Source organism: Pedobacter sp. Leaf132 (assembly GCF_920984695.1).
GTDB lineage: Bacteria > Bacteroidota > Bacteroidia > Sphingobacteriales > Sphingobacteriaceae > Pedobacter.
Map to the genome: position 1 here is coordinate 297,624 of NZ_CAKLBO010000001.1, position 24,998 is coordinate 322,621.

A 24,998-nucleotide genomic window follows, 5' to 3' on the forward strand; every position below is an offset into this window, starting at 1 on the left:
AAGGCGATGCATCAGCATCGCCTTTATTGTTTTATCAAAAGATTAAATTAACTCACACCGTGAAGTTTAACTTTTAATCCATCCATGTTGTTGTTTAACTGTAGTTGGCAAGCTAAACGAGAATTTGGCAATAAATCTGGCAAGGTATCTAACATTGCATATTCATCATCCGAGATTTCATTAAGCTTTTCTTCACCTTCCAAAACATCTACACAACAAGTTGCGCATAATGCCATTCCGCCGCAAGTGGCTAAAATATCATATTCAGATGCTTTTAAAAACTCCATCAAACTTAGCCCCATATCTGTTGGTGCTTCGTGAGGTGTAACAGAACCATCCGGTTCTTGCATGTATATTGTAATGTTGTTTTCCATTTCTTGGCTGCTTACTTATATGGGCAAATATAAATAATTGCTTAAAATTCAGAAACTCCGTTTACAGTAGTATACTTCATTGTGTACTTAACACCTGGATTCATGTATGAGTATGCGCTATGACTCATTAAAGCAGCTTCGTGGAAACCACAAAGTATCAGTTTTAACTTGTTTGTATAAGTATTGATATCGCCAATAGCGTAAATGCCCGGAATATTTGTCGAATAATCATCAACATTCACTTCAATAGCGCTTTTGCTAATATTTAAGTTCCATTCTTCAATTGGACCTAATTTAGGGCTTAAACCAAACAAAGGAATTAAATGGTCAGCATCAACTATAGTTTTTTCCATTGTACGGTTTTGTACAATTTCTACCTGCTCCAGTTTATCAGTTCCGTGTACGGCTTGTAAGTTGCTATTTAAAATCAAGTTGATTTTTCCACTTTCGGCCAATGCCATAACCTTAGCAACCGAATCTGGTGCACCTCGGAAGCTTTCACTTCTGTGTACCAATGTTAGTTCAGAACAAACTTCAGCTAAATAAATAGTCCAGTCTAATGCCGAATCGCCACCGCCAGCAATAACCATTCTTTGATCACGATATTTCTCAGGGTCAAGGATCATGTAATTAACGCCTCTACCGTTTTCAAAATTTACTAAGTTCTCTACCGCAGGTTTACGTGGCTCAAAACAACCTAAACCACCAGCAATAACCACAACTTTAGCTTCGATAATGGTTCCCATATTGGTGGTTAAAACGAAATCAGCTTCTCCGCGTTTTTCTAAACCTTCAATTCGCTCGCCCAAGGTAAAAGTTGGATGGAAAGGTTTTGCCTGCTCCATCAAATTATCTATAAGTTCTTGCGCCAATACCGATGGATAACCCGGAATATCATAAATTGGTTTCTTAGGATAAATTTCAGATAGCTGACCGCCAACCTGAGGAAGGTAATCAATTAAATGACAACGCATTTTTAATAAACCGGCTTCGAAAATGGCAAATAAACCAACCGGACCAGCGCCAATTACGGCTATATCAGTAGAGATCATTCGAAAAAAATTTAACGCAAAGTTACAAAATAAACAACAATCTTTTTCCTTATTTAGAAATATTCCAGATAATTTGCTAAGCTAAACGTATTCAGTATTTTATATGTTTTATGCTAATATAAAGCAAAACTTAACCTTATTTTAATCTTCGAAACCAATTATAATTATTCTATGGAATTTGTAGTGTTTAATTAAGAATATTTAGACGCTTTCTGAACATGCGTTTATTTACCATCTGCCTAAAGCTTTCACCCTTTCGCTTTCCGCTTTTTCCCTTACCTTTGGCTTGCTCATGACAAAAAATATTTATTTCTCTTCAGATTTCCATTTAGGCTCTCCAAATCATGCCGAAAGCCGCAAACGCGAAGACCGTATTGTAGCCTGGTTAAATTTTATTGAACCAACTTGCAGCGAATTATATTTAATGGGCGATATTTTCGATTTCTGGTTTGAGTACGAAAAAGTTATTCCGAAAGGCTTTGTTAGGTTTCAAGGGAAATTGGCCGCAATGGCGGATGCCGGCATAAAAATATATTTCTTTAAAGGCAACCACGACATGTGGGTTCGGAATTATTTTACCGAAGAAATTGGAATGGAAATTATTAGCGATGAGCTTATTATTAAAAAAAATGATAAGAAATTTTACCTGCACCATGGTGATGGTTTAGGGCCTGGCGATAGAAAATATAAATTTTTGCGTAAGATTTTCAGGAGTCCGCTTTGCCAATGGCTTTTTGCAAGAATACATCCTAACCTTGGTATTGGCATTGCTAATGCCTGGAGTGGAGATAGTAAAAAACGTGCCGGTAACGACGAAGTTTTTTTTGGTGAGAATTATGAATGGTTAGCGGTTTACTCTCGCGAAATATTAAAAAAAGAGCACTTCGATTACTTTATATATGGGCACAGGCATTTGCCGATGGATATAAATTTGGGTAACAACAGCCGATACGTAAACATAGGAGAGTGGATAAAATATAACTCTTATGGCGTTTTTGATGGTGTTAATTTAGAACTTAAGTACTTTGACGTTTAGCTTAAATAATTTTTAATTTCTTAAAAGCGTAATGGCTGTAGCACTTCGGTTAAAGCAGTCCCGCTCTCGCTGCAATCTTTTTCAACATCTGTTTGCCAATATTTGTTATTAATTACATGAAGCAATCCTGTAGCATTTTTTTGTGGTATTGCATCAAAAAGTATTTCCGCTAAATCGGGGCTATTGTTTATGGTTGTGGGTTTTGGGAGCACAAACCATAGTTCATAAACCTGATAGCGCCAAATAGCCCGGAGTGAGGAACGAAATGAGGACTATTGGCAATAGCAGGACTTTCGGCTGCCAAAAGTATCTTCCAATCCTTTGCAAATTATTTTAAAAAATCCTTTGTGTTATCTGCTTAGCCCATTCGGCTTTTTTTACTTATTTTTGCATTTCTTTATAAATTGAAGAATAATATGTTAGATAAATTAGAGGCAATAAAGCTGCGTTGGGAAGATGTAGAAGAGCAATTGAGTAATCCGGATGTGATTCAGGATATGAAACGTTTTGCGGCTTTAAATAAAGAATATAAAGATTTGGGGAAGATTGTAGATGAGTACAAAATCTACAAAAATGTAATGAGCAATATTGATGCGAATAAGGAAATTTTAGCAACTGAAAAAGATGCTGAAATGCGTGAAATGGCTAAAGAGGAGCTTGATATGTTGCTTGAACAGCAGGAAGCCATGGAAAGCAACATTCGTTTAATGCTGATACCGAAAGACCCTGAAGATGCGAAAAATGCTGTTTTTGAGATTAGAGGTGGTACAGGTGGCGATGAAGCTGCACTTTTTGCAGGAGATTTATACCGGATGTACACCCGCTTTTTTGAAACCAAAGGTTGGAAAGTTGAAACAGTAGATGTAACAGAAGGAACTGCTGGCGGATATAAAGAGGTTATCCTTAAAGTTAGCGGTGATGATGTTTACGGTCAACTGAAGTACGAAAGTGGCGTACATCGTGTGCAACGTGTGCCCGATACCGAAACTCAGGGTAGGGTTCATACTTCTGCAGCTTCGGTTGCGGTTTTGCCAGAGGCAGAAGAGATTGATTTGTATATTAACCCGGCCGATATTGAGCTTCAAACTTCACGCTCTGGTGGTGCCGGTGGACAGAACGTAAATAAGGTTGAAACGAAGGTACAGTTAACCCACAAACCTTCGGGGATTGTGGTTGTTTGCCAGCAAGAGCGTTCGCAGTTAGGGAATAGGGTTATTGCTATGGAAATGCTCCGCAGTAAGCTTTATGATATAGAGTTGCAAAAGAAAAATGGTGATATTGCAGCAAAACGTAAAACAATGGTATCTACCGGCGACCGTTCTGCAAAGATTAGAACATACAATTACCCACAAGGTAGAGTAACCGAACATCGCATCGGTTTAACGCTTTATAACCTTCCAACCATTATGGATGGCGCAATTCAAGAAGTTATTGATGCATTGCAGTTTGCAGAGAATGCCGAGAAGATGCAAGAAGGCGCTGTGAATTAAGGCGTTATAATTATTTTAAAAAAAAATTTGCAAGTATAGATTTTGTGCCTATATTTGCAACCTCGAAAGGGGAAAGAGGTTTAAACTTTTAAAAAGTAAACAAAAAGGAGTGGTAGTTCAGCTGGTTAGAATGCCTGCCTGTCACGCAGGAGGTCGCGGGTTCGAGTCCCGTCCATTCCGCAACAAAAGCCTTAACTTGAAAAAGTTGAGGCTTTTTTGTTTCTAAGGCTTTTTAATCTGAGCATTAAATTATATAAGGCTGATTTAACATAATTAGGTTAAGTTGGACACTGAGATTAATAAATTCCAACAAAATACTTCGAGATGCATTTCAGAACATTTCGAAGAGCTATGTGTAGGTAAATTAATTAATAATATGGATTGGAATAATTTTTTTATTGGCATAGGTTTTCTTGTTGTAGCATATTTAATCTTTAGAGGAATTAAAAAAGGACCTTCATCAGAAAAAAATAATTGGGAAGGCCCAACACTAAGTTTATACGTTCAAGGTCGGGGTACAATAATTGTATGTTTATTATGTGGAATTGTCCCTATTCTTAAAGCACTATCATTGTAAATCTTAGATTAAACCTAACCATTCAACCTCCATCTTTCTACAACTTATCCAATTTAAAATACCCTAAATGGATTTCATCTTCCGGAAGATTTGTGGCAGGTGTAATTTGCAATTGATAACGTTCCTTTTGGTCAATTACTAATATTTCATCAACGCGATGAATATCGTCCACATCAATACCATATTTATCATCTATATGAGAGGTTGCGCCTTTAATGGTGTTTTGCTTAAAGAAAATAGTTTTTTTGGCATCCTGAACAGCCTTCGCTCTGTCGTTTTGAACACTAAGCACCGCATAATGTTGCTCTTCTAGCTTATTTGCCTGATATCCTCCAAGGTTAATGAAAAAAAGTTTATGCTGGTTACTTTCATTGTTCTCACTGCGGGGAACAACTTTAACTTCGTAACCATCAACGGCATTTACTTCACGCCAACCATCAATATGGATGCTTGAGCCGGCTTCTGGCCAAAAAGCTTTTATATGAGGAATCAATTCTTTTAAGTTATTGGCAATACCAAAGAAATAATCATGTTGTTCTACGTTTCTCTGTGGAGCTTTTGAGCCTAATAGAAGCATGAATAGCTTCGGGTTTTGTAATTCAGTCATTTGTAAATTTATGTAATGCTTCAGCTAAATATAAAGGTTTAAAGTTTAGTTTTTCTCAAGGCTTTCTATTATAATGGATGATGCCTTTTCGCCAAAATCTAATCCGGAATAATCAGGATTAAAACCAGCAATGTAAGGAACCGCCATAATGTATATCCTTTCATTCAAGGCGCCATAACTATCTAACAATTGAAAGTTATCATTAATGCTCAAACCTGGCACGCTTAAATAGTAATCGCCGGCAAATTGAACAACCTCCTCAACGTTATTGTTTCTTTCGGTAAGGGCGGCATCTTCGCTTTTAAATTTCAGTTTCGCCGGACTAACTACTTTTTGGTCCATTAAACTTTTATAAGGCAAATCTGAATACCACAAATGCGGTTGGCCTACACAATTTACAAATGTTTTATAATAAGTTTTGTTAGCGGTTTTATTTTCGTCTTCATAGTGATATTCGATTCCTCCACCATCATTAGCTTCAACATGGCTATTCGCATCTACGGCAATCATCTCCAAGGCGTCTGCCTCGTGTAAGGCTAACATTTCTTCTACAGAACTTTGCGGCACAAATGCAATTACGATTGAAATTAAAGGCATCAGGTTTCGTTTCAAGCGTAACATATCTTCAGCAGAAAAGTGTTTGGCCGGATAATTCATTGCAAAACTTAAAACAGCTAATAATTCTTTCCAATAAATAGATTCTTGCCTTTTTATAGATTTTTGAGCTTCAACATATTCGCCCCTTAACAATAAAAATGGATCTGTTTTTTCCCTTAAGTCCATTGCCATCTCTACAAAATCCTCTAAACGGATGTCTTTAATCCTTTCGTAAAATTCGGGTTCCTTATCTTTAAACAGCTGTTTAAAATTTTTATCGAACACGTAATCTAAAGATAAAAAACCACCATTTGAAAGCATGTTGGCTTCAACTTCTTCTTTGCTTAATACGGCATCTTTTAATAAATGCGGATCTTCCAGATGAAACCTTACTGCCGGCAACATTCCATTTCTGGAATGCATTATCATTTTAAAATCTGGTGAATCTTCATTTTTTGCAAATGAAACTCTTCCACTTTTATCCTTGTTAAATTTTCCATTGTGCCTAGCCAGGGTTCTTATTGCATCAATTGCCGTTAATGATGAACCCTTTATAGCGATTGGATGATTAGCTTTGAAGGCAAGCTTTGATGGCGGATAAGGAGAATCGAAGTATCCGGAAACTTTGCCTTCTAATTTTTTAGGCCAGGTATGTCCGGTGCAAATCACGATGTAATCATATTCTGTAACTGTCTGTTTATTCGTTTTAACAGCAACCTGATTGCGGTCGGGAATATCAATTATGTCTATAACCTCTGTTTTTAAATATACATTTACCGCTATACCTTTATCTTTTGCGGCATTAAGCAATAACTCAAATTGATTTTGCAAATACATGCCGAAAAGCAATCGGGGCATTACTTTGTAGTCATTATATTTTTCTGGTGATAATGCAAACCTATCTAACAATTCTTTTGGCAATGATTCTATCCAGTCGGCAACAGAAGTAACCAGTTCGGGTATTTCATTTCCAGAAACATTAGTGATGTGTTCGGTGTTTGCGCCTAACTCGCTGTAAGGCATTCCTGCGCCTAATTGTGTAGTTTTTTCAAAAATATCAATGTTGAATGTATTGTCTTCGGCATCAATTAATCTTTTGAACATGAACAGGCCACTAGGACCTCCGCCTAATATGGCTATATTTTTAATTTTCAATGAATGGGTTGATTTAGTTTAAATTAATAACCTTTTTAGAGGTTAAAAGTTTTTAAGTTTTGATTAAGCGAAACACTAAATACTTATAATAACAATAGATTTTTAACGGATTTTATAGATGGTTTAAGTATTAGGTTGTCTACTTATAAATCCATTTCATCTACTTTCTTGCACATAGTGATGTTTATCAAAACAAATTAAAGAAATTTGAGTTAACACATCGAGTAAAGGCTGATTTACGCTTTCAACGTCTTCCTTAAACTCTTAATTTATAATTATGAATCAAGGAAGAACGAATCGCCAGGTGGAGGCGAATAATAAAATTATGGTCACTTTTCTTGTCGCCATGTTAGCATTTATCTTATTTGCCTTTAGCCTTCGCTTTTTTGATAACAAAGCATCGTGGCTGGTTAGCATAGAGAAAAAATTGTTCTCCAAATAATTGAAATGCCTTTAAAAAGCAATCACTTATCTAATAAAAAAACAGGTACGATTAAACGCACCTGTTTAGAATTATAATTGATGTAATATTGGTTCAATTAGCAAAATAGCTCTTGCTCATCTCTATCTGCCGTTGGTATCTTTTTAAGAAAATCATCAAAGCTAGATCCAACATTATCTGAATAAATGCCATAAGCATCTAATATGTATCCGATTTCTTTATCAGAATCTTCAGTAATATAAAGCACAGAATTATCTCCCGGGTCTGAATCGCCTTCAAAACGGTAAGTCTTAACTATCGTTAAATTTTCCGGCCTGTAAATTTTACCTTTCTGACTTTGCATTTTGCCATGGTCGGTCATTTTAAGCTCGTTATCTTTTCCTTTCAGCCTCAATTTCTCTAGAATTTGACTCAAAGTATTCATTGCAATTGGCTGTTCCATAGTTTCTATTTTTTAGTAATGATAGAACAAGCTGTATCATAAATGGTTTTATCTATAATCATTTTTCAAAACCAAATGATATTCAGCTTGTTATTTAATCGGACTTAAATTATACGAAATGAGAAAACATATCCTAACCTTGGCAATTGCAAGCGCAGCTTTATTTGGTGCATGTACTAAATCTGAAAAGCAAATTGCAGGCGCTACTCTAAATGAAACTGCAGATAACAGTAAAACCATTGGTACGGCTAAATTTTATGAGCTTAGCGATGGACAGATTAAAATGGATTTAGAAATAAACTTCGCCAGTAGGGCAGATAGTAATGTCGCGGTGCATTTCCATGAACATGGTGATTGCGGTAACATGGGCGAAAATACACACGGACACTGGAATCCTACAAAAGAGAACCATGGTAAATGGGGTTCTTCAGCTTTCCATTCAGGCGATATTGGTAATATTGTGTTAGATGATAAAGGACATGGTTCGGTTTCTGTAACTACAGATAGATGGAACATTAAAGATGGCGATTTAAAAAACATTATCGGTCGTGGAATAATTGTTCACGGTGGTACTGATGATTATACCACTCAGCCAACCGGAAATTCTGGTCCAAGAGTGGGTTGTGGAATTATCGAAGCATCTAAATAAAATATTTGACTTAACATAAAACAGGCGATTGAACAATCGCCTGTTTTATGTTGTATTTTAAAACTGGTTGTATTTGCATTTTAGTACTATTGCAGTACTCTATCTATACTTGATCCCTACCTTTGCTATGCTTTATCTATGGTTTATGCTTCAATATGCTAAAAGCTGGTAATAGTATGATTCAAATTTTTTCTGCTGTTATGTAATCTTGATGATATTTTCATCATGCTATAAAAACCAAAACTTATGGCAACAGTAGAAATTTCAAGCGGAGGCAAGGCTTCCGGAAGAAGAAACAGAAAAACAGCTCCAAGAGTAGATTTAACGGCAATGGTCGATTTGATGTTCCTGCTCACCACCTTTTTTATGCTTACTACATCATTATCAGAACTAAAAGCCGCTAATGTAGCAAAACCTATCCCTTCTGAAGTAAACGAGCCTTTTCCGGCTTCCAGAACGATGACAATTTTATTAGGTAAGGAAAGCTCAACCGCTTATTATCTTGGCGAAACCGATAAGGCCAGCATAAAGGAAGCAAATGTTGCAAAAATTGGAGAAATTATAACGGCCACCAAGAAGGATATTGCCAGATTTCATGGAAATAATCCTTCTAAATTTATGATAGTCATCATTAAACCGACAAAAACCTGTAGTTACAAAGATTTAATAGATGTAATTGACGAATTGAAGATTCGAGATGTAAAATCTTATTCAATAGACGATAACCATATAGCAGAAAAGGAACAAAAATTCTTGGCGGCTAGAGGATTATGAGTATTGAAGTCAAAAATTTCGATTTGATAGCTCCCTCTCTTCAAGGAGAGGGCGGGGGGTGAGGTATTTATAAAGCCACCCAACAAAGGCCACAAAAAAAAGCCCTAAAATTAAATTTCGGGCTTTTTGATGTCGATAATTTTAAATTAAATGCCGAAGGCAGCTTTAACCTTATCTACAAAGTCTAATTTTTCCCAGGTAAATAATTCAACTGAAACAGTTTTTTCTTCTCCGTTTGGAGTTCTGAAAGTTTTATTTACAGTTTCCGGTTTTCTACCCATGTGTCCGTAAGCTGCTGTTTCACTATAAATCGGGTTTCTTAATTTTAAGCGTTGCTCGATAAAGTAAGGGCGCATGTCAAAAATTGATTCAACTTTTTTGCTGATTTCACCATCAGTTAAATCTACTTTAGAAGTGCCATAAGTAACTACGTTAATAGATGTTGGCTTTGCAACACCAATAGCATAACTTACCTGAACTAAAATTTCATCAGCCAAACCAGCTGCAACTAAATTTTTGGCGATATGACGTGTTGCATAAGCAGCACTTCTATCTACCTTACTTGGATCTTTTCCAGAGAATGCGCCACCACCGTGTGCACCTTTACCACCATAAGTATCTACAATAATTTTTCTGCCGGTTAAACCTGTATCGCCATGCGGACCACCAATAACAAAAACGCCGGTCGGGTTAATGTGGTAAGTGATGTTATCATTAAATAAATGTGCGTATTGCGGATATTTAGCTTTAACTCTTGGAATCAAAACCGACACTAAATCGCTTTTAATTTTTGTAAGCATCTCCTCATTTGCAGCATCTTTATCTGCTTTAGATTCTGTTTTTGGCTTTACAAAATCATCATGCTGTGTAGAAATTACAATTGCATCAATTCTTTGCGGCTGGTTATCATCAGAATATTCTAAAGTTACCTGTGATTTTGCATCAGGACGCAAATAAGTAATTTCAGTATTTTCTCTTCTTAAAACAGCTAATTCTCTCAATAAAGCATGAGATAAATCCAGGGCCAATGGCATGTAATTTTCTGTTTCGTTAGTTGCATAACCAAACATCATACCTTGGTCGCCTGCTCCTTGCTCTTCTTTACTTGCCCTGTCTACACCTTGGTTAATATCCTGAGATTGCTCATGAATTGCAGATAAAATGCCGCAAGAGTTAGCCTCAAACATGTATTCGCTTTTCGTGTAGCCGATTTTTTTGATTACATCACGGGCAATTTGCTGAACATCTAAATAGGTTTTAGATTTAACCTCGCCAGCCAAAATAACCTGACCAGTGGTTACAAGAGTTTCGCATGCAACCTTCGATTCAGCATCGAAAGCTAAAAAGTTATCAATTAGTGCATCCGAAATTTGGTCGGCAATTTTATCTGGATGGCCTTCAGATACTGATTCTGATGTAAATAAATATGACATTTATTAAAAAATTTTAAGATAAATAAACAATTTAATAAAGTGCTAAAATTCCCCGAAAACCGGTTCATTTGAATTTAGGAAGGTATTAGCACTTTTTTTAGAGTGGTTGCAATCCCGTTCTTTATCAGAACATCGCAAATCAATCCACTTATTATGTTGCAAAATTAGTATAATTTCTTTATTTAAGGAAATTATAGATTATTTTTGTGTCTTCATAATCACACATTGCAACTCAAAACCAATATTTTATTCGTCATTAATCCAATTTCCGGGGGTAAGGCTAAATCTCGTATACCTGCCTTAATAGATAAATACCTGGATAAGGAAAAATTTAATGCCAATTTTCGTTTCACAGAGTTTGTGGGCCATGCAACCGAAATTGTAGAAGAAGCCATTTCAAAAAATTTTGAAGTGATTGTGGCGGCGGGTGGCGATGGAACCATTAACGAAGTCGCAGCAAAGGTTATGCAACATCAAAAAATCCTCGGTGTGCTGCCTTTGGGCTCCGGAAACGGTTTAGCCAGGTTTTTAAATATACCGCAAAACCTTAAGGATGCAATTTTATTGTTAAATGAATTAAAAATAGAAAACATAGATTCTGCCAGTTTCAACAATAAATGTTTTTTTAATATTGCAGGTGTGGGTTTTGATGCACATTTAAGTGCTGCATTTTCTCATGATAAGAAACGTGGTTTGGCTGGCTATGTGAAATTGGCGTTTAAAGAGGTGATGAATTACAAAGCAGATGTTTATCAATTAAATATTGATGGTGTAGATTACATCCGCAAAGCTTTTGCTGTAAGCATTGCAAATTCATCCCAATATGGTAACAATGTATATATTTCGCCCAATGCGTCGGTAAAAGATGGCCTTTTGGATGTTTGCATTATTAAACCATTTCCAATACTAAAATTGCCTGCATTAAGTTATGTTCTATATACCGGCAAAGCCGAAACTTCTGATTTAATAGAAATTATTAAAGGCAAAAACATAAAAATTACCCGGGCAGCCGGCGGTCCGGTACACGTAGACGGAGAACCTTTGCAAATGGGTAAGGAAATAGAGATTTTGGTTAAACCACTTTCATTAAAGGTAATTGTTCCTTAATTATTCAGTTTTTAAATATGAAATCGAAAAAAAATAGTTTAAGCGATTTAGGTGGAATTATGTTTTCTACAAATCCTGATTTTGAGTTTGAGCAGGAGCTGGATGATACCGTTACAGCGCCAAACCAGCAGCAGGATTTAAGGGTTATGCTCGATAAAAAAAACAGAGGAGGTAAAGCTGTTACCTTAATTACTGGTTTTAAAGGCAAAGCCGATGACTTGGAAGTTTTAGGTAAAATGCTTAAAAATAAATGTGGTGTGGGTGGCTCTGTAAAAGACGGCGAAATACTTATTCAGGGAGATGTGAGAGAGAAAGTAATGAATATACTACAAAAGGAAGGTTACAAAGCTAAAAAAGCTGGTGGTTAATTAAAGGCTTAGTGTATTTTTTTATAAAAAATAAGTTGTTTTTTATCGAAGTAATCCATTGTTTATCAATTGATTAAATCATAGTGTATAAGCTACAATATGTAAAAAAAGACTAAATAATATTAGTTTTTTAGTGATTTATCTATATACCTTTGTTGCACTAACTAACTTATTGTTATGAGCAAAAAAGGATTGCAAACGCCAGATTTAAGCTACTTAAATCTGAAAGCCGGTTTGGATGTAAAATATCAATTGCCAGCGGCTGAACTGATTCAAGAATCTTTAAATAACGGAGAAGGAAGCCTCGCCTCATCAGGAGCGCTGGCTGTAGATACCGGTAAATTTACCGGGCGTTCTCCAAAGGATAGATTTATAGTTTGCGATAGCATTACCGAAAATGAAGTTTGGTGGGGTGATATCAATATAAAGTTCAAGCCCGAAAAGTTCGATAGCTTGTTTAATAAGCTTACAGCTTATTTAAATCAAAAACCTTTTTATGTTAGGGATTGTAGCGCTTGTGCAAGTGCCGATTATAGCATATCTATAAGGGTAATTACCGAAACTGCCTATCAAAATCTTTTTGCAAACAATTTATTTATCCGCCCTGCGGATGAAGATTTAGGTGCAACACCAGAGTGGACGATAATTGCTGCCCCTGGTTTTTTAGCCAACCCCGAACAGGATGGTACCCGACAAGAAAACTTTTCCATCATCAACTTTACTAAAAAGATGATTATTATTGGTGGAACAGGTTACACAGGCGAAATAAAAAAAGGAATTTTTTCTGTTTTAAATTTCATCCTTCCGGTATATAAAAATACTTTATCTATGCATTGCTCTGCAAATGTGGGTGCAGAAGGAGATACGGCGATATTTTTTGGTTTATCCGGCACGGGGAAAACAACTTTATCTGCAGACCCGGAAAGAGCATTAATTGGCGACGATGAACATGGTTGGGGCGCTGATACGATTTTTAATTTCGAAGGTGGTTGCTATGCTAAATGTGTTGATTTAACAGCTGAAAAAGAACCTCAGATTTATAATGCAATAAAACATGGTTCTTTATTAGAGAATATTAACTTTTTTGAAGGCACTAATGATGTTGATTATTCAAATATTGATAAAACAGAAAATACAAGGGTAGCTTACCCGATAAACTTTATAGATAATGCGGTTATTCCGTCTGTTGCATCATCACCAAAAAACATTTTTTTCTTAACCGCTGATGCTTTTGGCGTTTTACCTCCAATATCAAAATTAAATGTAGAACAAGCCATGTTTCATTTTATGAGTGGCTATACGGCAAAAGTTGCGGGTACTGAAGCAGGCGTTACAGAACCACAACTAACTTTTTCTGCCTGTTTTGGGAAGGCCTTTTTACCACTGCATCCATCAAGATATGCAGCATTGCTGGGTAAAAAAATGGAGCAGGAACAAGTTAATGTTTGGCTGGTTAATACCGGTTGGACGGGTGGACCGTATGGCGTTGGGAAGCGCATGAAATTGGCTTACACGAGGGCGATGATAAAAGCTGCAATAAATGGTGATTTGGAACATAATAATTATAAATTACACCATGTATTTAAATTAATGATGCCTTTACATTGTGCTAATGTACCGGATGAAGTTTTAGACCCGTCTAAAACCTGGAGTAATCAGGAAGAATACTTTTTAAAAGCTTACGAACTATCGGAAGCCTTTAAGCGGAATTTCAAACAATTTGAACAGCAAAAAGTTCAGAAAAAGGAGGAAGAATCCTTAAAAATGTGTTAAAAGTGGTTTTAAATGCATTTTTTACTTAAAAAATTTGCAATTCGATTTTTTTTTAGTTTTTATTGTGAAAGAATTGCCTCCGGCTGAGGCAATTTTTTTGTTATATGCCATCGTGGGATTAGTCGATAACTAAAAATTTAAGTAACGATTTAATTGTTTATTGATTTATTAATTTGTAATTTAAAATCAATTTATAAATTTGTTTTCGCAACAAAATCGGATTAGCCTACGTTGTGTGTAATAGAAAAGAAAAAACAGCTAAAAATTAAAAACAAGAACTAAAACTAAAAAATCAAAAAAAATGGCAAACGCACCAAAACCAACAACTGTTAAAAAAGAGAGCTCTTCAAGTGCTTCAAATGTATTTGCAACATTAGTTATTCCAATTTGTATCGTTATTGGATTTGTTATCTGGAAATTTGTATTAGGAGATCCATCAAACTTTATCGATAATAACAATGAAAACCTGCCATTACCTAATAACTATCCAGGTACAGCTTACAAAGGTGGACCAATCGTTGCAGTATTAATCGGTTTATTATTAACCACAATCGTTTTCTCTATCGAGCGTTTAATCGTAATTGGTAAAGCAAGCGGAAAAACCAGCTTAGATACATTTATCATCAAAGTAAAAGGTTTATTAAATTCAGGTAACATCGAAGCTGCTAAAGCTGAGTGCGACAAACAACAAGGTTCAGTTGCAGCAGTAATTAAATCAGGTTTGAAAAAATACAGCGAAGTAGAAGCTGATACTAATATGGATGTTGAGCAATCAATCGTTGCTATCCAAAAAGAGGTTGAAGAAGCTACTGCTTTAGAAATGCCAATGTTAGAGCAAAACTTAACCATCATCGCTACATTAGTATCAATCGGTACGTTAATCGGTCTATTAGGTACGGTAACAGGTATGATTCGTGCGTTCGCAGGTTTAGCTAACTCAGGTGCTCCGGATCAGGCTGCATTAGCGGTAGGTATCTCTGAGGCACTTATCAATACAATGACTGGTATCTCGGTTTCTACTTTAGCGATTATCATGTACAACATTTTAACTTCGAAAATCGACAAGTTAACTTATGCTATTGATGAAGCTGGTTTCAGCATCGTTCAAACTTATGCTTCTACGCATAAATAAAAAATGAAAATAATTTTTACCGGCTTTATGGAAAACCGGAAAAAAGATCATCATTATTAAAAAGTATAAAATATTATGCCTAGAATTAAAGTTAAAAGAACCAGTACAGTAACAGATATGACCGCCATGTGCGACGTAGCTGCACTGTTACTTACGTTCTTCATATTAACTGCTACGGCTAAGCAACCTGAACCTCTAGCGGTATCAACACCTTCATCTACTTATGTATTTAAGGTGCCCGCTGAAAATAACGCGATTTTAACAATCGGTCAAGGTAAGGTTTTCTTTGAGGTAGCAGGACAAAAAGTAAGGGCAAGAACGTTGCAATTAATGGGAGAGCAGTATAAGCTTACTTTCACTCCTGAAGAAATTAACAGATTTTCTGTAGTTGGTTCATTCGGCGTTCCTGTTTCAAATCTTAAGCAATTTATCGGTATGTCTGGTGCAGATCGTATGAAACCAGGCGCACAGCCAGGTATCCCTACAGATTCTACAGATAACCAGCTAAACTCATGGGTTTTAAATGCACGTAAAGCTACACAAGAACTTAATGGCGCAGCAATGCGTGTAAGTATTAAGGGCGATGCGAAAGAAGAATATCCGGTAGTTAAAAAAGTTATCGATGTTTTGCAAAAACAAAAAGTGAATAAATTTTTGTTAGTTACAAACTCTGAAGCACCAAGAAAATAAGAAATGGCAGAATTAAACACAGGCGGGAAGAAAGCCACACCAAGGGTTGATATGACTCCAATGGTGGATTTAATGTTTCTTTTGGTAACATTCTTTATCTTAACTACATCGATATCTACGCCACAGGCAATGGATATTACAAAACCAGATAAGGAAGATAATTTGCCGGAGAACAGATTGGAGCTAAAAGCAACCAAAACAATGACAATTTTATTAGGTAAAAACAATAAAGTTGCGTGGTACATGGGCGAAGCTGGAAAGAGCTCACCAACAATTGAATCACTTCAGTCAATTGAAGGTTCGATTCTTAAAAACAGAAAGGGTTCTAATGAAACAGAAAAAGATCCGTTTGTTGTGCTTGTAAAGCCAACTTCAGGTTCAACTTTTCAAAACTTTGTTGATATTATGGATGAATTGGAAATTTTAAAGGTGAATGCTCGTCAGATTGATGATGATAATATCCTTGACAATGAAAAACAATTTATGCAACAACAAGGTATTTTATAATTTACTAAACCAGTAATCATGTCGAAATTAGATATATTTAGAAAGGAATGGCTGGAAGTAGTTTTTGAAGGTAAAAACAAAAACTACGGTGCTTACGAACTACGTAAGACCTCTCCTGCTAATACCACAAAGGCACTAATTTATGGCTCGGTAGTATTTCTTGTTTTGTTCTTTGCTCCAAAGATTTACAGCCTTATTAAAGGTTCGTTACCAGTAGAAAAAGAAGAAATAGCACAAGAAGTGGTACTTACGCCGCCACCACCGGTAAATCCGGAAACACCTCCACCGCCACCGGTAGAGCCACCACCACCAAAAGTGGATCAGGTAAAAATGCCACCTCCGATTGTAAAACCGGATATTGAAGTTCAGGATGAACCACCTACGGTTGAAAAACTTAAAGAGGCAGACCCAGGGCAGAAAGATATTAAAGGTGATCCTACTGCGGATATTGTTATCGCAGAACCTGTAGGTGAAGGACCGAAAAGAGAAGCTGCTGTTGCAGTTGATGATAACAAAGTTTATGACTTCGTTAGTATCGAAAAGGTTCCTGAATATCCAGGTGGTATGCCAGCTTTCTATAAATATTTAGGAAGTGCAATTAAGTATCCGCCAATGGCACAAGAAAATAACGTACAAGGTAAAGTATCATTATCTTTCGTAGTAGAAAGAGATGGTTCATTAACCGATATTACAGTTATTCGTGGTCCGGGAAGTGGTACTAACGAGGAAGCTGTACGTGTACTAAAAGCTAGTAAACGTTGGATTCCGGGTATCCAGAATGGTAAACCAGTTAGGGTAAAGTACAACATCCAGGTAAACTTTACACTTAGCAATTAAAATGTTAAATTTTGATATTTTTAAGCAAAAATCGCCTAAACAGCGGTTTTTGCTCATTTTAGGCCTTCTCATGTTCGTGTTCTACCTATTTATCGGTTTAGCATGCATCTTTTGGAAAGACCTTCCTTTAAATATTGCCTATCCTTACAAAGTTGCAATTGGAATATTTCTTATCGTTTATGCATTTATCAGATTATTAAGCTTAGGAAGGCGAGACTAAAAATCAATGAGGAATATCTTATTACTTTTATTGGCATTATTAACATTTTCTTCCTGCAACCGGAGGAAAGATAACAAAGTTGAAGAAACGCGAACCAGCGGAACTTTAAAATTATTGGTTGATGAAACTGTTGGTCCGATAGTCCAGGATGAGATTGACATTTTTAAACTTGATTATCCGCAGGCAACATTTATTACAACTGTTAAGCCCGAAGAAAAGCTTCTACCTACATTTTTAAATGATAGTGTAAGGGTAATTATTTTGCCAAGAATGTTAACTAAGAAGGAAGAGAAATATTACAATCAACGCCAGATTAAAATAAACACTTCTCGTTTTGCTGTAGATGGTATTGCATTAATTACTAATGCAGGCAATATAGACAGCACTATTAACGTTAAAGAAATTATTGATATATTGCAGGGCAAGGATTCGGATAAAAAATTAGTATTTGATAACGCTTACTCCAGTACATTTAAGTACTTTAAACAACTGGCTAATATCAGTCAGTTTCCCCAAAAAGGTGTGTATTCTAAAAATTCGAGCAATGAGGTAATCAATCTTATTGCGGAGGATAAAAGTTTTATTGGTATTTTAGGTGTTAACTGGCTTTCTGAAAAAAATCCGGTAATGCTTAAAAATAAGGATAAAATAAAAACGCTTGGGGTAAAAAATATTAAAGGAAGTTTAGGTGATGATCAGTACTACAAGCCCACCCGTTTAAATTTAACCAATGGGATTTATCCACTGCTCAGAAACATTAATATTATAGATTGCGAAGGACGCGGAGGTTTAGGCACAGGATTTGCAACATGGTTAAGAAGCCAGAGAGGACAGTTAATTGTACTTAAATCTGAACTGGCACCACATAAATTAATGCCGAGAGAACTGAACATCACAAAAAAATAATAAATTGAACCACGATTGTTTTTGCAATCAAAAAAAAAGAATATCAGATGAATCTTTGCATTAGCTTATGTAAACTTTACAACCATTAAAAAAACAAAAAAAGAACTATGAAAATTTTAAAGAAAGCAATAACCTTAAATGTAGGTTTGGTGTTGATGGGTTCTGCAGTTTTTGCTCAAAGTTTAAACGACGCGAAAAAAGCGATTGATGCCGAACAATACCAAAAGGCAACATCAATGCTTAAAACATTAGTAAACTCACAAGCATCTAATGGTGATAATTATTATAACCTTGGCTTGGTTTACTTAAAAACCGGATATATCGATTCAGCAAGAGCTGTATTTACTAAAGGTACAACCGCTGACCCAAAAAATGCATCAAATTTTGCAGGTTTAGGTGAGGCCGATTTATTATCTAACAATGCAGCATCAGCAAAAACAAATTTTGATAAAGCAGTATCTGTTGCACCTAAAGATTACAAAACATATTTAGCAATTGGTAAAGCATATTTAGCTCAGGATAAACCGAGTGAAGATGTTTCTAAACCAGATTTTGCGAATGCATTGACGAACTTAACTAAAGCAGATGAGTTAGATTCGAAAGATAAAGATGCTGAAGTATTTATTGGCTTAGGTGATGTTTATGCTTTGCAAAAGAAAAACTCTGAAGCAATTGGGCCATATTTCCGCGTAGCAGATATTGACCCGACAAACAGAAGAGCTGGAACACAAGTTGGTAAAATGTACAAAGAAGCACGTTCATTTCCTGAAGGCGAAGCAGAATTAAACAAAGTAATTGCAGCTGATGCAAATTATGGTCCTGCTTACCGCGAGTTAGGTGAGTTATACTTGCAATGGAGTAGTTTTGGTACGGATAAAGAAAAAGCAGCGAAAGCAGTAGAGCTTTATAAAAAGTATATGGATTTAACTGATAAATCATTAGAATCTCAGTTACGTTATATGCAGTTTTTATTCTATGCAAAAGATTTCCAGGCTTTGGAGCAAGTGGCATCATCCATTCAGGTTCCGGCTAACGACCCTAAAGGTGTCATTGTTTCAAGGTTAAAAGGATGGTCGGCTTATGAGAATAAAAACTATCCTCAGGCTTTAACCAATATGACTGAATATTTTGCTAAACAAAAGGATGAAAGCAAGCTTTTAGGTTTTGATTATTTGTATCTTGGTAAAGCTCAATTAAAAGCTGGTCAGGATAGTTTGGCCTTAATCAACATTACAAAAGCAGTTGAAAAGGATTCTACTAACACCGATGCATTAGCTGAGGTTGCAAAAACTTTCTTTGATGCTAAAAAATATGCTAAAGCAGCTCAGATTTATGATAAAGTAATTGCTGCAGGCCCGAATGCTAAAGGTGTTTTATATAGCTATTTTTATAATGGTTTAGCTTACTATTTTGATTACGCAGGTCAATATTCAGCGAAGAAAAATCCATCAAAAGATTTATTAGTAAAGGCTGATTCATCAATTGCTAAAGTTGCTCAATTAGCTCCTGAAACTACTGATGCATATTTGTACCGAGCTAGAATTAATAACCTTTTGGATGATGAAAAAGCACCAAAAGGATTAGCAATTCCGTTTTTTGAAACTTTTGTTGAGAAAGTAACGGCAAAACCTGAGCTGGTAACTGCCAACGCTAAGAAATTATCAGAGGCATATGATAATATTGGTGGATATTACTTTAACACTGATAAAGCAAAAGCAAAAGAATACTTTGATAAAAGTGTAGCTGTTTACCCAGCAGGAACATTTGCTGCAGCGAAGTTGAAAGAATTAGCAGCTCCTGCAAAAGGAAAAGGTAAATAATTATAAGAGTTAAATAATTTAGAAAAGGCAGAGTTTGGTTACTCTGCCTTTTTCTTTTACTTTTGCAACAGAAAATAATAATTATGCAAGCGCAAAGCACTCCGATAGATTTTTTACCAATTATATTTCAAGTAATTGTGGCTTTAGGTTTTGTTGTAACTACTTTGGTTGCTACACACTTTTTAGGTCCAAAACGTAAAACAAGTGATAAACTTGAGATTTTTGAAGCTGGTGTTAAAAGTATTGGTAATGCCCGTCAGCCATTTTCTATTAAGTATTTTGTGGTAGCAATCCTGTTTGTTTTATTCGATATCGAAGTAATTTTCATGTATCCATGGGCTGTTAATTTTAGAGCATTGAAAATGGATGGAATGATTGAGATGTTCATTTTTATGGGCACGCTATTACTAGGTTTTATCTACGTGATTAAGAAAAAAGTATTAGACTGGAACTAGTGGTAGCAATTTAGTTATAACTCATAATCGGCGTAAAAGTATAACATGTGTACAGATTACACTTAGCGGGCATGATTTTACCTAATTTAGAAAGGTTCTAAATCGAGTTAAGCTAGTTTAATTGCCCTTAAATATTGTAAATTTGTTGCTCATTCTGCAAAGGAATGAGCATTTTTTGTTTATAAACATGAGTGAAATTAATATAGTTGATGCGCCTCCAGGAACCGAAGGACCTGGCTATTTTGCCACTTCTTTAGATAAAGTGATTGGTTTGGCTCGTTCAAATTCATTATGGCCCTTACCGTTTGCAACATCTTGTTGTGGAATTGAGTTTATGGCAACCATGGGTTCTCACTACGATTTAGGTCGTTTTGGTGCAGAGCGTTTGAGTTTTTCTCCCCGTCAGGCTGATGTTTTAATGGTAATGGGAACCATTGCTAAAAAAATGGCTCCGGTACTTAAACAGGTTTATATCCAAATGGCTGAGCCGCGTTGGGTAATGGCTGTTGGTGCTTGTGCAAGTAGTGGTGGTATTTTCGATACTTATTCTGTTTTACAAGGAATTGATGAGGTTATTCCGGTAGATGTTTATGTGCCAGGTTGCCCACCAAGACCAGAAGCTATTCTGGATGGTTTTCAACGTATTCAGGATTTGGTTAGAAACGAATCTGGCAGAAGAAGAAACTCTGATTATTATAAGGAACTTTTGGGTCAATACGGCATTAAATAATGGAAGAAACGACGCTAAATACCGACATCCACGTTAAGCTTACCGAGAAGTTTGGCGATAAAGTTACTGCTGTTTCTGAGCCTTATGGTTTTTTAACTGTTGTAACTTATAAAGATGTTATTGTAAATGTGCTTTCGCATCTAAAAAACGAATTGAAATTTAATTTTCTTACTGATATTACAGCAGTTCATTACCCTGGTAAAGACCATGGTATTGCAGTTGTTTACCATCTGCACAATATGGTAGAAAAAGTAAGAATCAGAATCAAGGTTTTTATTTCTGAGCAAAATCCAACTATCCCTACAGCTACAACAGTTTGGAAAGGGGCAAATTGGATGGAAAGAGAAACTTACGATTTGTTTGGAGTTAAGTTTGAAGGGCATCCTGATTTACGCCGTATTTTAAATATGGATGATTTAGGCGTTCACCCAATGCTTAAACAATATCCATTGGAAGACCCAAACAGAGTGGATAAAAAAGACGAATTTTTTGGAAGGTAAAGCCCTTGCCTCTAAAGGCGAATGGGACAGAATATATAAGTAAATAATTAATAAATTTGAAAGGAGTTCCGAGCTTCGGAATTAAGGTCTATGAATCATAACCATCCGGTATTTACAGATAACGACCCGCAAAGTGAGCTGGTAACCTTAAATTTAGGTCCAACACACCCTGCAACTCACGGTGTTTTTCAAAACGTTTTGCAATTAGATGGCGAACGTATTGTTAGCGGCGTTTCTACAATTGGCTACATCCACCGTGCTTTCGAAAAGATTGCCGAGCATCGCCCGTTTTATCAAATTACGCCACTAACCGACCGTTTAAATTACTGTTCATCACCAATTAACAATATGGGATGGCACATGACGGTTGAGAAATTACTGAATATACAGATGCCTAAACGTGTAGATTATCTTCGCGTTATCATCATGGAACTTTCTCGTATCGCCGATCATATTATTTGTAATACAATTATTGGTCAGGATACAGGTGCAACAACAACTTTCCTTTACCTTTTTCAATTCCGCGAACATATTTACGAAATTTTTGAAGAGGTTTGTGGTGCTCGTTTAACAACAAATATTGGTCGTATTGGTGGTTTTGAGAGAGATTTTAACGACATCGCATTTGCGAAAATCAACAAATTTTTAAAAGAGTTTCCGGTTGCTTTAAAAGAATTTGAAAACCTTTTAACGCGTAATCGTATTTTTATCGATAGAACTGCAGGCGTTGCCGAAGTTACTAAAGAAGATGCTTTAGAATATAGCTGGACTGGCCCGCTTTTACGTGCAACTGGTGTAGATTATGATGTTCGTGTAAGCGATCCTTATTCATCTTATCAGGATTTCGATTTCGAAGTTCCGGTTGGAACCAGTGGTGATATTTACGATAGATATTTAGTACGAAACGAAGAAATGTGGCAAAGTTTGCGCATTATTGATCAAGCCACGGTTAAGTTAAAAACAGAAGAAAAGGGTATTTTTCATGCTGATGTACCAGAGTTTTATCTGCCTCCGAAACAAGAGGTTTATAACAACATGGAAGCATTAATTTATCACTTTAAAATTGTTATGGGAGAAATTGATGCACCAAAAGCAGAAGTTTACCATGCTGTAGAAGGTGGGAATGGAGAATTAGGTTTCTATTTAATTAATGATGGAGGACGTACACCATACCGTTTACACTTCCGCAGACCAAGTTTTATAAATTACCAAATGTTTGCACCAATGAGCGAAGGCATGTTATTGTCAGACGCCATTATAAACATGAGTAGTATGAATATTATTGCAGGAGAATTAGATGCTTAAAGTAGAAGAACAAACACCTGTAGAATTTTCATCAGAATTACTAGCTAAATTTGATGAGATAAAAAGCCGTTATCCAGAGGGAAAACATAAATCAGCTTTGCTACCATTATTACATTTGGTGCAGGCAGAATTTCTTTGGGTACCTACATCTGCAATGGATAAAGTTGCCGCATACTTAAACATTCAACCTATTGAAGTTTACGAAGTTGCAACCTTTTATACCATGTACTTTTTAAAGCCTCAGGGTAAATATGCTTTGGAGGTTTGCCGTACAGGGCCATGCTGTTTGGTTGGTGCAGAAAAAATATTAAGCCACTTAGAAATTAAGTTAGGTATTAAAGAAGGCGAAGTAACTGCCGATGGCTTATTCAGCTTTAGAGGAGTTGAGTGTTTGGCTGCCTGCGGTTTTGGTCCGGTATTGCAAATTAGCCCGGAATATACCTTTTACGAAAACTTAACTACAGATAGCGTAGATAAACTGATTGAAGATTTAAAGAACAAGATTTGAGAAACTAGATTTGAGATTTGAGATAAGGCGGCAATCGTACATCTCACATCTCACATCTCACATCTAAAAAATAATGAGTCGCAAATTATTACTTGAGCATATAAACGTACCAGGCATCAATACACTTGAAGTCTATCGCCAAAAAGGCGGGTACCGTGCCGTGGAAAAGGCCCTTAAAACTTTAACACCTGAAGAGATTGTTGAAGAAGTTAAGAAATCAGGCTTACGCGGTCGTGGTGGTGCGGGTTTCCCTACCGGGATGAAATGGAGCTTTTTGGCTAAACCAGAAGGTGTTGCACGCTATTTGGTTTGCAATGCTGATGAGTCTGAGCCAGGAACTTTTAAAGATCGTTACCTAATGACTCATATTCCTCATGCTTTAATTGAGGGCATGATTGTTTCAAGTTTTGCCTTAGGTGCAAAGGTTTCATATATCTATGTTCGTGGAGAAATGATGCCTCAAATCCGTATTTTGGAAAAAGCAATTGCAGAAGCAAAAGTAGCCGGATGGTTAGGTAAAAACATTTTAGGTACAGGATACGATTTAGAATTATATGTTCAGCCGGGTGGTGGCGCCTACATTTGTGGTGAAGAAACCGCATTGTTAGAATCTCTTGAAGGAAAAAGAGGTAATCCAAGAATTAAACCACCTTTCCCTGCAATTGCAGGATTGTATGGTTGCCCAACGGTGGTAAATAATGTAGAGTCGATTGCCGCCGTGGTGCCAATTATTAATGATGGTGGCGATGAGTATGCAAAAATTGGTATCGGTAGAAGTACAGGTACGAAATTAATATCAGCATCTGGTAACTTAGTTAAACCGGGTGTTTACGAAATTGAATTAGGTTTACCAGTTGAAGAATTTATTTATTCTGATGAATATTGCGGCGGTATAGCAAATGGTAAACGTTTAAAGGCAACAGTTGCGGGTGGTTCATCTGTACCAATTTTGCCAGCTAACTTAACCTTGAAATACGCAAATGGCGAGCCACGTTTAATGAGTTACGAATCTTTATCAGAAGGTGGTTTTGCTACCGGAACCATGATGGGTTCGGGCGGTTTTATTGCTTTTGATGAAGACCAATGTATTGTTCGCAATACCTGGAATTTCTCTCGTTTTTATCACCACGAAAGTTGCGGTCAATGTTCACCTTGCCGTGAAGGTACTGGCTGGATGGAAAAAGTATTGCATAAAATTGAGCATGGCCATGGTTCTATGGAGGATGTTGATTTGCTTTGGGATATCCAACGTAAAATTGAAGGAAATACCATTTGCCCATTAGGCGATGCGGCAGCATGGCCGGTTGCAAGTGCAATTCGTCATTTTAGAGATGAGTTTGAATGGCACATTAAAGAACCGGCTAAGAGCCAAACACAAAATTATGGTATTGCAAATTATGCTGTGCCGATAGAAAAGGCACCGGTAACGGAGGAAAAGTAGTTATCGACATATAACTATTTACAAGATATATATCACGTCATTGCGAGGAACGAAGCAATCCTAAAGCGATT

27 protein-coding genes and 1 tRNA gene are annotated in these 24,998 nt (G+C 36.3%); 22 read left to right on the forward strand and 6 right to left on the reverse strand.

The window, feature by feature from the left end; genetic code table 11:
* Positions 1-47: 47 nt before the first annotated feature.
* Positions 48-374, reverse strand: coding sequence for a 2Fe-2S iron-sulfur cluster-binding protein (locus LUA86_RS01245; RefSeq protein WP_231458728.1), 327 nt, complete (start codon positions 372-374; stop codon positions 48-50).
* Positions 375-415: 41 nt separating this feature from the next.
* Positions 416-1,426, reverse strand: coding sequence for an NAD(P)/FAD-dependent oxidoreductase (locus LUA86_RS01250; protein ID WP_231458729.1), 1,011 nt, complete (start codon positions 1,424-1,426; stop codon positions 416-418).
* A 292-nt stretch (positions 1,427-1,718) separates the two neighbouring features.
* Here LUA86_RS01250 and LUA86_RS01255 point away from each other — a divergent pair, with 292 nt between their 5' ends.
* The 4 genes from LUA86_RS01255 to LUA86_RS01270 all read left to right on the forward strand — a co-directional run bounded on the left by LUA86_RS01255 (position 1,719) and on the right by LUA86_RS01270 (position 4,529).
* On the forward strand, positions 1,719-2,462 hold the full coding sequence (locus LUA86_RS01255) for a UDP-2,3-diacylglucosamine diphosphatase (protein ID WP_231458730.1): 744 nt from the start codon (positions 1,719-1,721) through the stop codon (positions 2,460-2,462).
* A 416-nt stretch (positions 2,463-2,878) separates the two neighbouring features.
* Entirely contained in the window at positions 2,879-3,952 is a 1,074-nt protein-coding gene (gene prfA / locus LUA86_RS01260) for a peptide chain release factor 1 (protein ID WP_231458731.1), read from the forward strand.
* A 106-nt stretch (positions 3,953-4,058) separates the two neighbouring features.
* A tRNA-Asp gene (locus tag LUA86_RS01265) sits at positions 4,059-4,132 on the forward strand.
* 103 nt (positions 4,133-4,235) lie between these two features.
* Entirely contained in the window at positions 4,236-4,529 is a 294-nt protein-coding gene (locus tag LUA86_RS01270; protein WP_231458732.1) for a hypothetical protein, read from the forward strand.
* Positions 4,530-4,566: 37 nt separating this feature from the next.
* Here the strand turns inward: LUA86_RS01270 and LUA86_RS01275 are convergent, their stop codons facing one another.
* Together LUA86_RS01275 and LUA86_RS01280 are read right to left on the reverse strand one after the other, a co-directional pair.
* Positions 4,567-5,136 carry a DUF1543 domain-containing protein gene (locus LUA86_RS01275; RefSeq protein WP_231458733.1) on the reverse strand — a complete coding sequence of 190 codons (570 nt, stop codon included), beginning with the start codon at positions 5,134-5,136 and terminating at the stop codon, positions 4,567-4,569.
* Between the two features lie 45 nt (positions 5,137-5,181).
* Positions 5,182-6,888 (reverse strand): FAD/NAD(P)-binding protein, encoded by a 1,707-nt coding sequence (locus LUA86_RS01280; RefSeq protein WP_255713346.1) that lies wholly within the window; start codon positions 6,886-6,888, stop codon positions 5,182-5,184.
* Between the two features lie 277 nt (positions 6,889-7,165).
* Here LUA86_RS01280 and LUA86_RS01285 point away from each other — a divergent pair, with 277 nt between their 5' ends.
* Positions 7,166-7,330, forward strand: a complete 165-nt coding sequence (locus LUA86_RS01285; RefSeq protein ID WP_231458735.1) for a hypothetical protein — start codon at positions 7,166-7,168, stop codon at positions 7,328-7,330.
* Between the two features lie 97 nt (positions 7,331-7,427).
* Here the strand turns inward: LUA86_RS01285 and LUA86_RS01290 are convergent, their stop codons facing one another.
* Positions 7,428-7,772, reverse strand: coding sequence for a hypothetical protein (locus LUA86_RS01290; protein WP_231458736.1), 345 nt, complete (start codon positions 7,770-7,772; stop codon positions 7,428-7,430).
* Positions 7,773-7,890: 118 nt separating this feature from the next.
* Between LUA86_RS01290 and LUA86_RS01295 the strand changes: the two genes are divergently transcribed.
* Together LUA86_RS01295 and LUA86_RS01300 are read left to right on the forward strand one after the other, a co-directional pair.
* Positions 7,891-8,421 (forward strand): superoxide dismutase family protein, encoded by a 531-nt coding sequence (locus tag LUA86_RS01295; RefSeq protein WP_231458737.1) that lies wholly within the window; start codon positions 7,891-7,893, stop codon positions 8,419-8,421.
* A gap of 246 nt (positions 8,422-8,667) precedes the next feature.
* Complete coding sequence (locus LUA86_RS01300) at positions 8,668-9,195, forward strand: biopolymer transporter ExbD (RefSeq protein WP_231458738.1); 528 nt, start codon at positions 8,668-8,670, stop codon at positions 9,193-9,195.
* A gap of 146 nt (positions 9,196-9,341) precedes the next feature.
* Here LUA86_RS01300 and metK read toward each other — a convergent pair whose 3' ends face one another.
* On the reverse strand, positions 9,342-10,628 hold the full coding sequence (metK, locus tag LUA86_RS01305) for a methionine adenosyltransferase (protein WP_231458739.1): 1,287 nt from the start codon (positions 10,626-10,628) through the stop codon (positions 9,342-9,344).
* Positions 10,629-10,853: 225 nt separating this feature from the next.
* Between metK and LUA86_RS01310 the strand changes: the two genes are divergently transcribed.
* The 15 genes from LUA86_RS01310 (at position 10,854) to nuoF (ending at position 24,927) form a co-directional block, all read left to right on the forward strand.
* Positions 10,854-11,735, forward strand: coding sequence for a diacylglycerol kinase family protein (locus LUA86_RS01310; protein ID WP_231458740.1), 882 nt, complete (start codon positions 10,854-10,856; stop codon positions 11,733-11,735).
* A gap of 17 nt (positions 11,736-11,752) precedes the next feature.
* Entirely contained in the window at positions 11,753-12,103 is a 351-nt protein-coding gene (locus LUA86_RS01315; protein WP_231458741.1) for a translation initiation factor, read from the forward strand.
* A 177-nt stretch (positions 12,104-12,280) separates the two neighbouring features.
* Complete coding sequence (pckA, locus tag LUA86_RS01320) at positions 12,281-13,876, forward strand: phosphoenolpyruvate carboxykinase (ATP) (protein WP_231458742.1); 1,596 nt, start codon at positions 12,281-12,283, stop codon at positions 13,874-13,876.
* Between the two features lie 301 nt (positions 13,877-14,177).
* Positions 14,178-15,008 carry a MotA/TolQ/ExbB proton channel family protein gene (locus LUA86_RS01325; RefSeq protein ID WP_231458743.1) on the forward strand — a complete coding sequence of 277 codons (831 nt, stop codon included), beginning with the start codon at positions 14,178-14,180 and terminating at the stop codon, positions 15,006-15,008.
* A 75-nt stretch (positions 15,009-15,083) separates the two neighbouring features.
* Entirely contained in the window at positions 15,084-15,698 is a 615-nt protein-coding gene (locus tag LUA86_RS01330) for a biopolymer transporter ExbD (RefSeq protein WP_231458744.1), read from the forward strand.
* 3 nt (positions 15,699-15,701) lie between these two features.
* On the forward strand, positions 15,702-16,205 hold the full coding sequence (locus LUA86_RS01335; RefSeq protein ID WP_231458745.1) for a biopolymer transporter ExbD: 504 nt from the start codon (positions 15,702-15,704) through the stop codon (positions 16,203-16,205).
* Between the two features lie 18 nt (positions 16,206-16,223).
* Positions 16,224-17,042, forward strand: a complete 819-nt coding sequence (locus LUA86_RS01340) for an energy transducer TonB (RefSeq protein ID WP_231458746.1) — start codon at positions 16,224-16,226, stop codon at positions 17,040-17,042.
* A gap of 226 nt (positions 17,043-17,268) precedes the next feature.
* A complete protein-coding gene (locus LUA86_RS01345) occupies positions 17,269-18,168 on the forward strand; it encodes a PstS family phosphate ABC transporter substrate-binding protein (protein WP_231458747.1) in 900 nt (299 codons plus the stop codon).
* A gap of 107 nt (positions 18,169-18,275) precedes the next feature.
* Positions 18,276-19,988 (forward strand): hypothetical protein, encoded by a 1,713-nt coding sequence (locus LUA86_RS01350; RefSeq protein ID WP_231458748.1) that lies wholly within the window; start codon positions 18,276-18,278, stop codon positions 19,986-19,988.
* Between the two features lie 83 nt (positions 19,989-20,071).
* Positions 20,072-20,443 carry an NADH-quinone oxidoreductase subunit A gene (locus LUA86_RS01355; RefSeq protein WP_231458749.1) on the forward strand — a complete coding sequence of 124 codons (372 nt, stop codon included), beginning with the start codon at positions 20,072-20,074 and terminating at the stop codon, positions 20,441-20,443.
* Positions 20,444-20,630: 187 nt separating this feature from the next.
* Positions 20,631-21,173 carry an NADH-quinone oxidoreductase subunit B gene (locus LUA86_RS01360; RefSeq protein WP_025146324.1) on the forward strand — a complete coding sequence of 181 codons (543 nt, stop codon included), beginning with the start codon at positions 20,631-20,633 and terminating at the stop codon, positions 21,171-21,173.
* Positions 21,173-21,673, forward strand: coding sequence for an NADH-quinone oxidoreductase subunit C (locus LUA86_RS01365; protein WP_231458750.1), 501 nt, complete (start codon positions 21,173-21,175; stop codon positions 21,671-21,673). The genes LUA86_RS01360 and LUA86_RS01365 overlap by 1 nt, the downstream gene beginning before the upstream one ends.
* 90 nt (positions 21,674-21,763) lie before the next feature.
* Positions 21,764-22,978 carry an NADH-quinone oxidoreductase subunit D gene (locus LUA86_RS01370; protein ID WP_231458751.1) on the forward strand — a complete coding sequence of 405 codons (1,215 nt, stop codon included), beginning with the start codon at positions 21,764-21,766 and terminating at the stop codon, positions 22,976-22,978.
* Positions 22,971-23,486: an NAD(P)H-dependent oxidoreductase subunit E gene (gene nuoE / locus LUA86_RS01375; RefSeq protein ID WP_231458752.1), complete on the forward strand. Its 516-nt coding sequence runs from the start codon at positions 22,971-22,973 to the stop codon at positions 23,484-23,486. Before LUA86_RS01370 ends, nuoE begins: the two co-directional genes overlap by 8 nt.
* Before the next feature lie 73 nt (positions 23,487-23,559).
* Positions 23,560-24,927, forward strand: coding sequence for an NADH-quinone oxidoreductase subunit NuoF (nuoF, locus tag LUA86_RS01380; protein WP_231458753.1), 1,368 nt, complete (start codon positions 23,560-23,562; stop codon positions 24,925-24,927).
* Positions 24,928-24,998: the final 71 nt, after the last annotated feature.

What these genes read in the sequence shown, in the direction of transcription:
- LUA86_RS01285 (WP_231458735.1), top strand. Translation starts at nt 7,166, where the DNA reads ATGAATCAAGGAAGAACGAATCGCCAGGTGGAGGCGAATAATAAAATT.
- LUA86_RS01365 (WP_231458750.1), top strand. Translation starts at nt 21,173, where the DNA reads ATGGAAGAAACGACGCTAAATACCGACATCCACGTTAAGCTTACCGAG.
- LUA86_RS01315 (WP_231458741.1), top strand. Translation starts at nt 11,753, where the DNA reads ATGAAATCGAAAAAAAATAGTTTAAGCGATTTAGGTGGAATTATGTTT.
- LUA86_RS01345 (WP_231458747.1), top strand. Translation starts at nt 17,269, where the DNA reads ATGAGGAATATCTTATTACTTTTATTGGCATTATTAACATTTTCTTCC.
- LUA86_RS01245 (WP_231458728.1), bottom strand. Translation starts at nt 374, where the DNA reads ATGGAAAACAACATTACAATATACATGCAAGAACCGGATGGTTCTGTT.
- LUA86_RS01255 (WP_231458730.1), top strand. Translation starts at nt 1,719, where the DNA reads ATGACAAAAAATATTTATTTCTCTTCAGATTTCCATTTAGGCTCTCCA.
- pckA (WP_231458742.1), top strand. Translation starts at nt 12,281, where the DNA reads ATGAGCAAAAAAGGATTGCAAACGCCAGATTTAAGCTACTTAAATCTG.
- LUA86_RS01330 (WP_231458744.1), top strand. Translation starts at nt 15,084, where the DNA reads ATGCCTAGAATTAAAGTTAAAAGAACCAGTACAGTAACAGATATGACC.
- LUA86_RS01290 (WP_231458736.1), bottom strand. Translation starts at nt 7,772, where the DNA reads ATGGAACAGCCAATTGCAATGAATACTTTGAGTCAAATTCTAGAGAAA.
- metK (WP_231458739.1), bottom strand. Translation starts at nt 10,628, where the DNA reads ATGTCATATTTATTTACATCAGAATCAGTATCTGAAGGCCATCCAGAT.
- LUA86_RS01350 (WP_231458748.1), top strand. Translation starts at nt 18,276, where the DNA reads ATGAAAATTTTAAAGAAAGCAATAACCTTAAATGTAGGTTTGGTGTTG.
- LUA86_RS01275 (WP_231458733.1), bottom strand. Translation starts at nt 5,136, where the DNA reads ATGACTGAATTACAAAACCCGAAGCTATTCATGCTTCTATTAGGCTCA.
- prfA (WP_231458731.1), top strand. Translation starts at nt 2,879, where the DNA reads ATGTTAGATAAATTAGAGGCAATAAAGCTGCGTTGGGAAGATGTAGAA.
- nuoE (WP_231458752.1), top strand. Translation starts at nt 22,971, where the DNA reads ATGCTTAAAGTAGAAGAACAAACACCTGTAGAATTTTCATCAGAATTA.
- LUA86_RS01250 (WP_231458729.1), bottom strand. Translation starts at nt 1,426, where the DNA reads ATGATCTCTACTGATATAGCCGTAATTGGCGCTGGTCCGGTTGGTTTA.
- LUA86_RS01300 (WP_231458738.1), top strand. Translation starts at nt 8,668, where the DNA reads ATGGCAACAGTAGAAATTTCAAGCGGAGGCAAGGCTTCCGGAAGAAGA.
- LUA86_RS01360 (WP_025146324.1), top strand. Translation starts at nt 20,631, where the DNA reads ATGAGTGAAATTAATATAGTTGATGCGCCTCCAGGAACCGAAGGACCT.
- LUA86_RS01325 (WP_231458743.1), top strand. Translation starts at nt 14,178, where the DNA reads ATGGCAAACGCACCAAAACCAACAACTGTTAAAAAAGAGAGCTCTTCA.
- LUA86_RS01340 (WP_231458746.1), top strand. Translation starts at nt 16,224, where the DNA reads ATGTCGAAATTAGATATATTTAGAAAGGAATGGCTGGAAGTAGTTTTT.
- LUA86_RS01370 (WP_231458751.1), top strand. Translation starts at nt 21,764, where the DNA reads ATGAATCATAACCATCCGGTATTTACAGATAACGACCCGCAAAGTGAG.
- LUA86_RS01355 (WP_231458749.1), top strand. Translation starts at nt 20,072, where the DNA reads ATGCAAGCGCAAAGCACTCCGATAGATTTTTTACCAATTATATTTCAA.
- LUA86_RS01295 (WP_231458737.1), top strand. Translation starts at nt 7,891, where the DNA reads ATGAGAAAACATATCCTAACCTTGGCAATTGCAAGCGCAGCTTTATTT.
- LUA86_RS01335 (WP_231458745.1), top strand. Translation starts at nt 15,702, where the DNA reads ATGGCAGAATTAAACACAGGCGGGAAGAAAGCCACACCAAGGGTTGAT.
- nuoF (WP_231458753.1), top strand. Translation starts at nt 23,560, where the DNA reads ATGAGTCGCAAATTATTACTTGAGCATATAAACGTACCAGGCATCAAT.